The following is a 12,606-nucleotide window of genomic DNA, read 5'->3' as shown; positions in this document are numbered from 1 at the left end:
GGAAGGCGTTGTCAGTGGTGAGTGCTTCACTTGTGACCGGTCGGCAATCAGTCAGCACAGACCGGCCAGTCGGAGCAGCAGTGCTTTCACGTCGGTGGCCGCGACGCGGTCGCCGAGCGAACGGGGGGTGGAGCAGATGAGGAGCGGACCGTCGTCGTCGCTCACGGGGAGGCGGCCGTGGCTGCCTCGAACAGGTGACGGATCGAGAGGCACCACCACCATGCGGTAGCGCATGCCGAGCTTCTTGCGGGCCAGCGCGCCGGCCGCCTTGACCTTCACATAGGGGTCGAGGGGGTCCATGAACAGCTCGGCCGGGTCGTAGCCGGGTTTGCGGTGGATCTCCACCAGCTGTGCGAAGTCGGGTGCGCGGGCGTCGTCGAGCCAGTAGTAGTACGTGAACCAGGCGTCCGGCTCCGCCACGGCGACGAGTTCACCGGAGCGCGGGTGGTCGAGGCCGTGCCGCTTCTTCCCCTCGTCGTCGAGGAGTTCACCGACGCCGGACAGCGCTTCGAGCACCTCCCGCACCCGGGGCAGGTCCTCGGGACGCCGTACGTAGACGTGGGCGAGCTGGTGGTCGGCGACCGCGAAGGCTCGGGACGCCATCGGGTCGAGGTACTCCATGCCGTCCTGGGTGTGCACGTCGAGCAGACCCGCCCGGCGCAGGACACGGTTGATGTCGACGGGCCGGCTCACCGGGGTGATGCCGTACTCGGACAGGGCGACGACGGTGCGGCCTTGCGTCCGGGCGTCGGCCAGGAGGGGGGCCATGGCCGCGTCCAGGTCGGCGGCCGCCCGGAGTGAGCGGGGGTCGTCGGGGCCGAAGCGCTGGAGGTCGTAATCCAGGTGAGGGAGGTAGCACAGGGCGAGGTGGGGGCTGCGGGTGCGCAGGATGTGGCGGGTGGCGTCGATGATCCAGCGGCTGGACACCAGGTCCGCGCCCGGCCCCCAGAAGTGGAAGAGGGGGAACGTGCCGAGCTTCTCGGTGAGTTCGTCGTGCAGGGCCGGGGGCCGGGTGTAACAGTCGGGCTCCTTGCGGCCGTCGGCGTAGTACACCGGACGGGGGGTGACCGTGTAGTCGGTGTCGGCGCCCATGGCGTACCACCAGCAGATGTTGGCGACCGTGTAACCGGGATACGCCCGCCGGGCGGCGTCCCACAGCTTGTCCCCGGCCACCAGACCGTTGTGCTGACGCCACAACAGCACGTCACCCAGCTCACGGAAGTACCAGCCGTTGCCGACGATCCCGTGCTCCGCCGGAAGCGTCCCCGTCAGGAACGTGGACTGCGCCGCACAGGTCACGGCCGGCAACACCGTCCCCAGCGCCGCCTGCGAACCACGCTGGGCGAGGGTCTTGAGATGGGGCATGTGATCGAGCAGACGGGGGGTGAGACCGACGACGTCGAGGACGAGCAGAGGAACGGGCTCCGTGGGGGCGGGGACAGGGGAACGGACGTGGGCGCGGGGTCCGGGACGGTCCTGCGGCCCCGTGACGCCGGGGACCGGGCTGCTCATGGGAGCTCCTTGAGGCCGAGGTCGGTCAGGAGGTCGCGTGCCAGGGCCAGTTCGGCGGCGATGCCGTCGGCGAGCTGGGCGCGGACCCGGGGCCGCAGTGCGGGCGGGAGGGCCTGCCAGGTGTAGGTCTCGACCTCGAGGTGACGGGTCAGCGGATGCGGACCGCCGACCAGGCGGGTCAGCGCGGCTTTGAGCACGGGAAGCGTGGAGGTGAGGGGCGCGGCGGGGGCCGCGTGCAGCGGGACGTGGAAGTGGGCGCGCCAGGGCCCGGTGTCGGGCAGAGCGGTGCCGGTGAGTGCCTCGCCGAGATCGTCGGTGCCGTGCAGGCCGGTGGCGGTGAGCGTGCGGGTCTGGTGCAGGAAGCGGGGTTCGTCGAACGCCGTGAGGGCTTCACGGACGGCGGGGACACGGGGGTGTTCGGCGTGCAGGGCGGCCGACAGCTGGGATTTGACGACGGGGACGCGCGCCGCGGCGAGCGCGTCCAGAGCCGAGTGCGGGTCTTCGAAGGAGGTGGCGAGATGGCAGGTGTCCACACAGACACCGATACGGGGGTGGCCGACGACCGCGAGCGGGGCGAGGGCGTCGGCGGTGGTCTCGACGACGCAGCCGGGTTCCGGTTCCAGACCTACCCGGACGGAGCGCCCGGTCAGCTCCTCCAGCGCGTCCAGGCGCTCGGCGAGGGTGCGCAGGGCCGCGTTGGCGGTCGCGTCGCGTGCCTCGTCCCACGCGGTGCGCCAACCCAGCGGCAGGGTGGACACGGTGCCCTCGGTGACGTCGTCGGGGAGGAGCCCGGCGAGGACGCGGGCCAGCGCGGTGGTGTGTTCCAGGCGTTCGCCGTCGGCCCAGTCGGGCTTGTACACGCGGTACTTGACCTCGTCGGAGCCGAAACCCTCGTACGGGAAGCCGTTGAGGGTCACGACCTCCAGGCCCCGCCGGTCGAGTGCGGTGCGCAGGCCGCGCAGGGCCGACGGGTCGGTGTCGAGGGCGCGGGCGGCGTCCCTGGCGAGCCACAGCCCGACACCGAGCCGGTCGCGGCCGAGGCGGCGCCGGACGGGTTCGCAGTGGTCACGCAGTTGTGCGAGGACTCCGTCGAGGCTTTCGGCGGGGTGGACGTTGGTGCAGTAGGCGAGGTGCACGGTGGTGCCGTCGGGGTGACGGAAGCGCATCGCTCACTCCCCGCCGCGCAGGATGGAGTTGCCCTCGTGGGTGAGCTCGGGCGCCCTCACGTCGAGGGCGAGGCGGCCGCTGAGGCCGTAGAAGGCGACGGGGTTGCGCCACAGGACGAGATCGACGTCGTCCTCGGTGAAGCCCTCCGCGAGCATCAGATCGGCGACCCTCCGGGTCTTCAGCGGGTCGCTCCTGCCCCAGTCCGCGGCGGAGTTCACGAGGACCTTGTCCGGTCCGTACAGGCGGAGGATCCCGATCATGCGGGTCTCGTCCATCTTGGTGTCGGGGTAGACGGAGAAGCCCAGCCAGCAGTCGGCGTCCTTCGCCTCCTTCACGGTGGTCTCGTTGAGGTGGTCGAGCAGGACCCGGTCCGTCGGCAGGCCGGATTCACGGACGACGTCGAGCGTGCGGCGCAGCCCCGCGAGTTTGTCGCGGTGCGGGGTGTGCACCAGGGCCGGCAGGTCGTGGTCGGCGGCCAGCTGGAGCTGGGCGGCCAGGGCGGTGTCCTCGGCCGGCGTCATCGAGTCGTAGCCGATCTCCCCGACGGCCACGACGTGGTCCTTGACGAGATAGCGCGGCAGTTCCTCCAGGACGGCGGCGCAGCGCGGGTCGTTGGCCTCCTTCGGATTGAGGGCGAGCGCGCAGTGATGGGCGATGCCGTACTGCGCGGCCCGGAAGGGTTCCCAGCCGAGAAGGGAGTCGAAGTAGTCGAGGAAGGAGACGGCCGAGGTGCGGGGCTGTCCCAGCCAGAAGGACGGCTCGACGACGGCGCGGACACCGGCGGCGTGCATCGCCTCGTAGTCGTCGGTGGTGCGCGAGGTCATATGGATGTGGGGGTCGAAGATGCGCATCAGGACTCCTTGCCGTGGGGGTCGGCCGGGCGGTGGGGACTGCCCGAGCCGGGAAGGTCCGTGCGGGAGGGATCGGGGGTGGGCGGGCCCGGGTCCGCCGAGGCCGGAGCAGTCGGATCGACCGGAGCCACCGGTTCGGCCGGAGCAACCGGTTCGGCCGCAGAGGTCCGATCGGCCTCGGCCGCAGAGGTCCGATCGGCCTCGGCCGCAGAGGTCCGATCGGCCTCGGCCGCAGAGGTCCGGTCGGCCTCGGCTGTGGGGTCGTCCGCGGCCGAGGGGGTGGCCCCGGCTGTGGGGGCGGCCTCGGTCGTGGGGGCGGCTAGAGCCAGGACGCGTCGCAGATCGTGGGGTACGGGGCGGCCCGCGGCGGTGCGTTCGGTGGCGTAGTCGCCGAGCATGCGGGCGAGTTCGGCATCGTCGCGGGCGCGCTGTTCGAGGCCGGCCACCGCGTCGACGGGCACTCCGGCGAAGAGGCACTTGAGAACGGCGTGACGCCAGGCGTGCGGGTCGAGGTGACGGGCGGCATAGGGGCCGACGGCTGCCGCGAGGAGCCAGGTGTCATGGGTGCGCAGGGCGTCCTCGACCAGTGGGAGGGCGTCGGGTCCGGGCACGAGATGGGGCAGCGCGTGCAGGACCGCGCGACGCTCTTCGGCGGTGCCCTGGAAGTACACCCGGGCCAGGGAGGCCGGGTCGGCGCGGGCCGCGCGGAGGATGAGCACGCGGGCGGCGTCGGCGTGACGGCTGCCGCAACGGCGTCCGGCCTCGGCCAGGCGCAGCTCCCACACCGAGATGGGGCCATGGGTGCCCGGATGAGCGGCGGCCTCCTCCAGCGCCCGGCCGAGCCAGCCGCGGGCGGCCGCGTCGAGACGGGAGTCGAGGTGGCTGTGCAGGGCGTCGAGGGGCGTGCGGGCCGGGGTGGTGCCCGCGTGGTCCGCCTCCGGGGTCGCCGGGGCGGCGTACGGGTGGGTCATCGGGTGCTCCCTTCCGGGGTGGCGGAGGGCTCGCCGGGTGGCGCGAGGGGCGGGTCCGCCGCCCGGGACGGACGGCTCGGGAGGGGGGTGACGGCAGGGACCCGTTGCGGGTCGGGAGGGTCGGTGGTCGAACCGGCGGAGGCGATGACGGTGCCTCGATCGGGCGCCGCCGCGCGGAGGAAGGGGAGGGAGACTTCGGCCTGGTGCGGACCGGCGTGGGAGTGGCGGGGCAGCTCGACCACCGTCAGCCCTCGGTAGCCGGTGTCGGCGAGAGCGGCGAGGACGGGCGGGAAGTCGATCTCGCCGTCCCCGAAGGGAAGGTGTTCGTGGACATCGCGGCGCATGTCCTCGATCTGGACATGGCGCAGCCAGGGGGCCGCCGCGCGTACGCAGTCGGCCGGTGGGAGCGGTTCGAGGCACTGGCAGTGACCGATGTCGAGCGTGAGGCCGAGGGACGCCGGGTCGTCCAGGGCTCGGCGGAGCCGGTGGAAGTCGGCGAGGGTCGCCAGGAGGTGACCGGGTTCGGGTTCGATGGCGAGGGGCACACCGGCGGACGCGGCGGCGTCCAGGACGGGGGCGAGCGTCTCGGCGAGGCGTTGCCACGCGGTCTCCGTCGCCGTGCCCGGCGGGAGGGTCCCGCTGAAGCAGTGGACGGCGTGCGCACCGAGGTCACCGGCGATCCGGACGGCGCGCAGCAGCAGGTCGACGCGGCGGGCGCGATCGTGCGGCTCCGGGTCCAGGAGGGACGGCCCGTGCTTGCGGCGCGCGTCCAGGACATAGCGGGCGCCGGTCTCCACGGTGACGTCCAGCCCGAGGGCGTCCAGTCGGTGGGTGAGGTGCCGGACGCGGGCGGCGAGGTCGGGGGCGAACGGGTCGAGGTGCATGTGGTCGAGCGTCAGTCCGACGCCGTCGTAGCCGAGGTCGGCGAGCAGGGCGAGGGCGTCGTCCAGGCGGAGATCGGCGAGGCCGTTGGTGCCGTAGCCGAAGCGGAGCGGGGGCGGGGGCGAGGGCGGGGCAGAGGGCGAGGGAGAGGTCGGGACCAGGGACAGGGGCGGCGAGGTCGGGAAGCGCTGGGGTGTCGGCGCGGACGGGTACGGAGTGATCGAGACCGGGGCCCGGTCGACGGGGCCGCTGTCGGGATCGCCGTCAGGGCCGTGGCCGGGGCGGGAGCCGAGGCCGGAGGCAAGGCCGGGGCCGCCGTAGGGCCCGCCGCCGGGGTCGCGGTCAGGGCCGGGACCGGAGCCGGGACCGGAGCCGTGGCGGGAGGAAAGGCCGGGGCCGTGGTCGGGGCGGCAGCCGAGGCCGGAGGCAAGGCCGGGGCCGCCGTAGGGCCCCCTGTCGGGATCGCCGTCAGGGCCGTGGCCGGGGCGGGAGCCGAGGCCGGAAGCAAGGCCGGGGCCGCTGTCGGGGCTCGTGCGTCCGAGGTTCATGTGATGCTCACCCGCCTCGCGAGTCTGCGGGCGACCGGTGCCAGCGCGGCGGTGAGCAGGGCGGTGGCGGTGGCCGTCGCGGTCGATCCGGAGCGGGCGATGAGAGCGGCCTGGAGGGGAATGGTGGCCCGGATACCGGCCCCGACGGCCTGCTGGGTGAGGGGAGGGGACGGGTTGAGCGAGGCGTGCAGGTAGGCGCGGGTCGTGGTGGTGGCGTAGGCGACGGCGAGCGCGGCAGCCAGCGGCGCGGGCGAACGGTACGCGGTGCCTGCCCCTGCCCCTGCCCCTGCCTGCGGGTGCCGCCCCGGGCCGGGCTGCCGCTCCATGGCCGTCCCCGGTTGCCACCCCGACTCCGGTCCCGGCTGCCACCCCGACCCCCGTCCCGGCTGCCGGCCCGGTCCCGACCCCGGCCACGACCCCGCCCCCTGCCCCGGCCTCGCTGGACGAGCGGGTCGTGTCCGGCCGTCAGGGGATCGGTGGTTCGGTGGTGGGCAGGGGGTCCGGCGACTCCGCACCACGCAGGTCAGGGTCAGTACGCCGGTCGTGGCCAGCGCTGCCAGGGCGGCCGTCGGCGTGCCCTCGCGGGTCTCCTGGCGGGACAGGGTCGTGACCGCGAGGGTGTGGGTGGCCAGGAGCGCGGCGGAGGGGAGGGCCGGGCGTACGCGTCCCGCGCCGGCCGCGGCGCCGAGGAGGAGGTCCAGGCCACGGGCGGCGGACATGGCGATCGGGCCCGCGGGCGTGTGCTTCAGGGCCAGGTCGTAGGACCAGACGGTGGCCGCGAGGGGAGCCGCGACCGCGAGGGCCGGGCGGCCCGCCCGGGTGGCCAGGGCGAGACCGGCGGCGGTGAGGCCGCAGGCCGCGGTGAAGGCCGCGGTCGGGCTCACGCGGCCTGAGGGGAGCGGACGGTGGGGGCGTTCGGCGGCGTCCTCCGCGCGGTCCGCCCAGTCGTTGAGCACCATGCCGGCCTCGTACAGACAGAGGGAGGAACCGATGGCGAGCAGGGTCCGGCGGTCGGGGCGTGCGGCGAGCGCGGTGGCTCCCGCAAGCGCGTCGCCGGGGACCGTGAACAGAGCGGGCAGCCGCAGCAGTTCGGCCCAGGCCCGGAGGCGGGCGCGGGCACGCTTCCCCTCCGAGGCAGCGTCCGCCACGCCCTTCGATCCGTCCGCCACGCCCTTCGATCCGTCCGCCACGCCCCTCGGCCCGTCCGCCACGCCCCTCAGTCCGTCCGACGCACCGGTCTCCTGAGCCGCGTACGGGCTCGGCACGGGGGTCACCGCGGCCGCCCGCCCCGGGACCTCGCGCACCCCACCGTTCCCGCTCATCCCGTCTCCTCGCCCGAGCTCGTCGCACGCGCGCGCCGTACCCCGGAGGTCTCCCGTTCCTCTTCCTGGGCCGCGTCCGCGGCGCCGGTTCTCCTCCCGGCGTCCCTCAGGCGGCGGGCGAACCCCTCCAGACGCGTGTGCTGCTCGGCCAGGGCCGACGGCGCGTCGCCCACGGGGTCCTTGAAGAAGAAGGCGAGTTCGCCGAGCGGGCCGGACAGACCGGCCTCGTGGGCCCGGGCGGCGAGGCGTGCCAGGTCGAGGATCAGGGGTGCCGCGAGGGCGGAGTCGCAGCCCTGCCAGATGGTCTGGAGGATCATGCGGGTGCCCAGGAAGCCGTCGAAGGCGACGTGGTCCCAGGCGGTCTTCCAGTCCCCCAGTGCCGGGACGTCGTCGATGTGCGTCCGGCCCTCGGGGGTGGTGCCGAGGGTGTCGGCGAGGACGCGTTCCTTGCCCGCGTTCTTCGCCTCGGCGGCGGCCGGGTCGGCCAGGGCGGCCCCGTCACCGCCGCCCAGGAGGTTGGTGCCGGACCAGGCCCGCACGGCCAGCGACCGCTGGGCGAACATCGGGCCCAGGACGGAACGCAGCAGGGTCTGCCCGGTCTTGCCGTCCCGGCCGGCGTACGGCAGCCCGCTGGACTCCGCGACGGGCAGCAGCGCGGGGTGGTGCAGTCCGGTGGACGGTGTGAAGTTCACGTACGGGCAGCCCGCCCGCAGGGCCGCGGCCGCGTAGAGGGAGCTCGGCGGCAGCGCGGAGCCGGTGGCCGCCGGTTCGGTCGAGGCCACGTTCACCACCACCGCGCGCACGAGGCCGCACCGCCGTACGAAGTCGCGTATGTCCGCGGCGAAGTCGCCGACCAGCCGCTCCTCGCTGCGGGTGTCTCCCGGGACAGGTCCCCCGGGCCTGATCTCCCTGTCGGCGGCGGTGAGTTCGGCTTCGACGGCTGCGGGAAGTCCCGCCGGGAGAACCCCGCCGGCCGCGAGTTGCTCGGCGCGTTTGGGCAGGGGGCAGGCGGTGGTGTCGTGTCCGCCGAAGACGAGGGAGGACAAGGGCGGCAGACCGCTGCCGGCGAACACGGGCGTCTGGGTCACCAGGCCGGTCGGCGGGTGCAGTCCGGCCGTGACGGCGGCGCACCCCGCGACGACCGTGGTGGCCACGGAACCGCGGGCTCCGATCAGCCAGACGCCGACGCGCGGGGGACGGGAAGGGGACGCGGACATGGGCAGCCTCCTTGTCGTGCGCGGACCCCGGGGACCGAGGCGGGAGGGGTGACGACCCGGCCGAGAGGGTGACCGGTCGGGGTGGGGACGACGGGCGGGGGTCCGGCGTCCCCCGCCCGCCGCCGTTCAGTCGCCCTGGACGGGCAGTTCCTTGATCCGGACGTCACGGAAGGACACCTGGTCGTCGGCTCCGTGGTTCTGGAGGCCGAGGTGTCCGTCGCGCAGACTCCGCGCCGGGTCCGTGTTGGTGAAGTCGTTGATCTGCACGCCGTTGAGCCAGACGCGCAGACGTTCGCCCTCCACCCGGATCTCGTAGGTGTTCCACTCCCCCGGCGGGTTCAGCGCCCGGTCCCTCTTCTTCAGGTCGGCGGACCGGAAGCCGTAGACCGAGCCGGTGGTCTTCTCGGGTACGTCGGTGGCGTCGATCTGGATCTCGTAGCCGTTGTCGACGGCGGACCAGGGATCGTCCGACGGCGGGAAGCCCACGAACACACCGGAGTTGTCGTCGCCGGGGTCGCCGGGACCGGCGGCCGTGGTCCTCCAGTCGAGCTTCAGGGAGTACGCCCCGAAGCTGCGACCGGCGTACCAGAGCATCCCCATTCCGCCCGACGACGTGAGCGTGCCGTCGTCGGACAGGGTGAAGGAGCCGGGGCCGGCCTGTCGCCAGCCGTCCAGGGACGTGCCGTCGAAGAGCGGACGGTATCCGTTCTCCGGTCGGCAGTCGGCCCGTACATCGGCGAGCGCGTACCGGATCCCGCCCAGCAGATGTGCGCGGAACGCGGGGTCGGCGTAGGACTCCTTCGTGTGGCCGCCGCCGGTGTAGAAGGCGCGGCCGCCCTGGTAGTTCTGGCACCAGGCGATCGGATGGTCGCCGTTCATGGTGCCGCCCGTGTACGACCGCTCGTCGAGCGAGGCCAGGACTCGGGCCCGCTCGCGCGGGTTGGAGCGGTAGTTGTACCACTCGTCGGTGCGGTTCCAGGTGCCGGCGAGTCCCGAGGTCGCCGGGTGGGCCCGGTCCTCGACGTCGACCGTCGCGGACTGGATGGCGGGGTGCGACTGGAACCATGCGCCGACGAGGCCGCCGTAGAACTCCCAGTCGTACTCGGTGTCGGCGGCCGCGTGGATGCCGACGTAACCGCCGCCGTGCCGGACGTACCCCTCGAAGGCGGTCTGCTGGGCGGCGTCCAGGACGTCGCCGGTCGTCGACAGGAAGACGACGGCGGCATAGCGCCTCAGGTTCTTCGGCGTGAACGCGCCCGCGTCCTCGGTGGCGTCCACCTCGAAGCCGTCCGTTGCGCCGAGCTCCCGCACCGCGGTGACGCCGTCCGGGATCGAGTCGTGCCGGAATCCGGCCGTCCTGGAGAAGACCAGCACCCGTTTCGGGCTCTCGGCCTTCCCGACCGCGGCTCGCCCGATCTCGGCCTTCCCGCTGCCCTTCGTCCCGCTGTCCGCGGGGTGCGCGGCGGCAGGTCCCGAGAGCGAGCCGAGGAGCAGTGTCGCGCCCATGACGACGGTCGCCGTGCGGCGGGTCGTGTGCATCACGTGCCCTCCTCTCAGCCGGTGGTGAAGGTGAAGTCGTCCACGTCGAAGAGGGCTCCGGGGCCGCCCTTGAAGACGAGGTGGAGCGTGGTGGTGCCGCGCGGGGCGCGGGACAGGTCGGCGCTGACGTCCTGGAAGGTCTCCCAGCCGCCGGTCACCGGGACGGTGGCCTTGCCGAGCAGGGTGCCGGTCGGTGAGCCGGCGCGGATCTCCAGCGTTCCGCCCGCGCCGCCCGAGGAGACACGGGCGGTGATCTTCTGGGCGTTGCCGAGGACGTAGGGCGTGAAGGAGATCCAGTCGCCGTTGTCGATGTCGCCGACCGTTCTGCCGCCGTGGGCGACGTCCTTGGTGATGACCGTGACGCCGGACGAGGCGCCGAAGTGCTCGGCCTGCCGGTGGCGGGGCTGGAGGACGTTCTGGTCGTGCGAGGTGAGCGGGGCCTGGCCGCCGCCTCCGCCGTCGGTGTACTCGGCGTCGAGGACTCCGAAGATGTTGGCGTCCTCGTCGTGGCCGCCGTCGGCGCTGGTCTGGAGGGTGCCGGTGCAACCGTTCGCCGACGTCACCGGGTGGCCGTGGCTGTCGTGGCCGAGGACGAAGGTGACCTCGACCTTGGAGCAGTCGATCGCCTTGCCGTCCTCCGGGTCGGTGACCTTCACCTTGAACGGGATCGCGTCACCGAAGCCGAACAGCTGGCCGTCCTTGGGGGTTTCCAGCACCACCTTCGGCGCCGTGTTCCCCACCACGATCCGCACGCTCGCGCTGCCGGTTCGGCCGGAGCCGTCCTCGGCGGTCAGGGTCGCGGTGTACGTGCCGTTCCTCTTGTACTTGTGGGTGGGGTCGGCCGCGGTGGAGGTGCCGCCGTCACCGAAGTCCCAGGCGTAGCTGAGGGCGTCGCCGTCCTGGTCGGTGGTCCCCGCGGAGGTGAACCGTACCGTCAGGGGCGCCTGGCCCGAGGTGCGGTCGGCCGCGGCCTGGGCGACCGGGGAGTGGCCGTCGGTGGCGTTCTCGATGCGGTAGAGGCCGGAGTGCTCGTCGCCGCCGAACCAGGCGGTGCCGTAGTCGAGGACGTACAACGCGCCGTCGGGCCCGAACGCCATGTCCATCACCTGGGTGCCGGTCCACGGGACGGCGTTGATCGACTGCACGGCGCCGTCGGCGTCGGCGGTGATGCGCTTGATCCAGCGCCGGCCGAACTCACCGGCGAAGAAGTCGCCGTCGTACGCCTCCGGGAACTTCACCGGCGAGTCGAGCGCGGCGTCGTAGTGGTAGACGGGGCCACCCATCGGGGATTCGGATCCGTCGCCGAACTCGGGTACCGACGGGCCGTCGTACGGGATCCAGGCGGGCTGGGCCGGGGGCAGGTCGGTCAGGCCGGTGTTGTGCGGCGAGGTGTTCCTCGGGGCGGCGCAGTCGAAGGGGGCGCCGGACACGCCCGTCGCGAAGTCGTAGGCGACGTAGGGGTCGTTGTCGCCCGTGCAGAAGGGCCATCCGAAGTTCCCGGGGCCGGTGACACGTGCGAACTCGACCTGCCCGGCCGGTCCCCGGGCCGGGTCCGCCGCGCCGGCATCGGGGCCGTAGTCGCCGACGTAGAGGACGCCGGTGGACTTGTCGACGCTGAAGCGGAAGGGGTTGCGGAAACCCATCGCGTAGATCTCGGGCCGTGTCCGGTCCGTGCCGGGCGCGAACAGGTTGCCGTCCGGGACGGTGTACGAGCCGTCGGCATTCACCTTGATGCGCAGGATCTTGCCGCGCAGGTCGTTGGTGTTCCCGCTGGAGCGGCGGGCGTCGAAGGCGGGGTTGCGGTTGTCGCGGTCGTCGATGGGCGTGAAGCCGTCCGACTGGAAGGGGTTGCTGTCGTCGCCGGTGGACAGGTAGAGGTTCCCCGCCGCGTCGAAGTCGATGTCGCCGCCGACGTGACAGCACAGGCCGCGCGAGGCGGGTACGTCGAGGATCTTCGTCTCGCTCGCGACGTCGAGCGTCCCGTCCGTGCCGAGCGTGAAGCGGGAGAGCCGGTTGACCCCGTCGAAGGGAGCGAAGTCGGCCGCCGTTCCGGTCTCCGGGGCGTCACCCGCCGGGGTGTTCAACGGCGGTGCGTAGTAGAGGTAGATGAAGCGGTTGGCCGCGAACTGCGGGTCCACTCCGATGCCTTGGAGGCCTTCCTCGTCGTGGGAGTAGACGTCGAGTTTGCCGGCCAGTCGCGTGTTGCCGGCCGCGTCGGTCAGCCGGAGTTCACCGTCGCGTGAGGTGTGCAGGACGGAACGGTCGGGCAGTACCGCAAGCGACATCGGCTCGCCGACCTCGGCCTCGCCCTTGGCGAGGGTGACCTGCTGGAAGTCCTCGGCCGCGACCGCCGGGCCGGCGACGGCTGCGCCGGCCTGGGGTGCGGCGAGGGTGAGCGACGCGCCGGCCAGCAGGGCGCCGCTCAGGAGGGCGACGGCTCTGCGCAGGGACGGGCGCCGCCTGCGGGTCCGGAATCCGTGCGCCTGCTCTCCGTGCGTCTGTGCTCTGTGCGTCTGTTCTCTGTGGTTCTGTGCTCTGCGGGTACCGGTGGTGGGGTCGTTCCCGTGCACGAATGCCTCCAGAGTGGGGCTGGTTGT

Annotated in this window: 8 protein-coding genes and 1 pseudogene; all 9 read right to left on the bottom strand. The window is 73.2% G+C overall.

Annotated elements, in window-relative coordinates; genetic code table 11:
- Positions 1–51: 51 nt before the first annotated feature.
- Complete coding sequence (locus tag AOQ37_RS12040) at positions 52–1,512, bottom strand: alkaline phosphatase family protein (protein WP_234436879.1); 1,461 nt, start codon at positions 1,510–1,512, stop codon at positions 52–54.
- Complete coding sequence (eboE, locus tag AOQ37_RS12035) at positions 1,509–2,678, bottom strand: metabolite traffic protein EboE (RefSeq protein WP_062644086.1); 1,170 nt, start codon at positions 2,676–2,678, stop codon at positions 1,509–1,511. Before eboE ends, AOQ37_RS12040 begins: the two co-directional genes overlap by 4 nt.
- 3 nt (positions 2,679–2,681) lie before the next feature.
- Positions 2,682–3,530 carry a TatD family hydrolase gene (locus AOQ37_RS12030; protein WP_062644084.1) on the bottom strand — a complete coding sequence of 283 codons (849 nt, stop codon included), beginning with the start codon at positions 3,528–3,530 and terminating at the stop codon, positions 2,682–2,684.
- A 263-nt stretch (positions 3,531–3,793) separates the two neighbouring features.
- Positions 3,794–4,501, bottom strand: a pseudogene (locus tag AOQ37_RS12025) (EboA domain-containing protein); the annotation flags it as partial.
- Positions 4,498–5,550, bottom strand: coding sequence for a sugar phosphate isomerase/epimerase family protein (locus AOQ37_RS12020; protein ID WP_062644482.1), 1,053 nt, complete (start codon positions 5,548–5,550; stop codon positions 4,498–4,500). The gene AOQ37_RS12020 and the pseudogene AOQ37_RS12025, both read right to left, overlap by 4 nt.
- Before the next feature lie 377 nt (positions 5,551–5,927).
- A complete protein-coding gene (locus AOQ37_RS12015; RefSeq protein ID WP_234436878.1) occupies positions 5,928–7,253 on the bottom strand; it encodes an SCO3242 family prenyltransferase in 1,326 nt (441 codons plus the stop codon).
- Positions 7,250–8,470 carry an inositol-3-phosphate synthase gene (locus tag AOQ37_RS12010; protein ID WP_062644081.1) on the bottom strand — a complete coding sequence of 407 codons (1,221 nt, stop codon included), beginning with the start codon at positions 8,468–8,470 and terminating at the stop codon, positions 7,250–7,252. The genes AOQ37_RS12015 and AOQ37_RS12010 overlap by 4 nt, the downstream gene beginning before the upstream one ends.
- 126 nt (positions 8,471–8,596) lie before the next feature.
- Positions 8,597–10,009, bottom strand: coding sequence for a ThuA domain-containing protein (locus AOQ37_RS12005; protein WP_062644079.1), 1,413 nt, complete (start codon positions 10,007–10,009; stop codon positions 8,597–8,599).
- Positions 10,010–10,023: 14 nt separating this feature from the next.
- On the bottom strand, positions 10,024–12,579 hold the full coding sequence (locus AOQ37_RS12000; RefSeq protein WP_199824985.1) for a PQQ-dependent sugar dehydrogenase: 2,556 nt from the start codon (positions 12,577–12,579) through the stop codon (positions 10,024–10,026).
- Positions 12,580–12,606 lie beyond the last annotated feature (27 nt).

Origin of the sequence: Streptomyces maremycinicus, assembly GCF_001184025.1 — a bacterium.
Taxonomy (GTDB): Bacteria; Actinomycetota; Actinomycetes; order Streptomycetales; family Streptomycetaceae; genus Streptomyces; species Streptomyces maremycinicus.
Note: the sequence above shows the minus strand (reverse complement) of the source record. Positions and strands in the feature narration are given on the sequence as shown.

Coding starts and splice junctions, on each gene's coding strand:
- AOQ37_RS12040 (WP_234436879.1), bottom strand. CDS start 1,512: ATGAGCAGCCCGGTCCCCGGCGTCACGGGGCCGCAGGACCGTCCCGGA.
- eboE (WP_062644086.1), bottom strand. CDS start 2,678: ATGCGCTTCCGTCACCCCGACGGCACCACCGTGCACCTCGCCTACTGC.
- AOQ37_RS12030 (WP_062644084.1), bottom strand. CDS start 3,530: ATGCGCATCTTCGACCCCCACATCCATATGACCTCGCGCACCACCGAC.
- AOQ37_RS12015 (WP_234436878.1), bottom strand. CDS start 7,253: ATGAGCGGGAACGGTGGGGTGCGCGAGGTCCCGGGGCGGGCGGCCGCG.
- AOQ37_RS12010 (WP_062644081.1), bottom strand. CDS start 8,470: ATGTCCGCGTCCCCTTCCCGTCCCCCGCGCGTCGGCGTCTGGCTGATC.
- AOQ37_RS12005 (WP_062644079.1), bottom strand. CDS start 10,009: ATGCACACGACCCGCCGCACGGCGACCGTCGTCATGGGCGCGACACTG.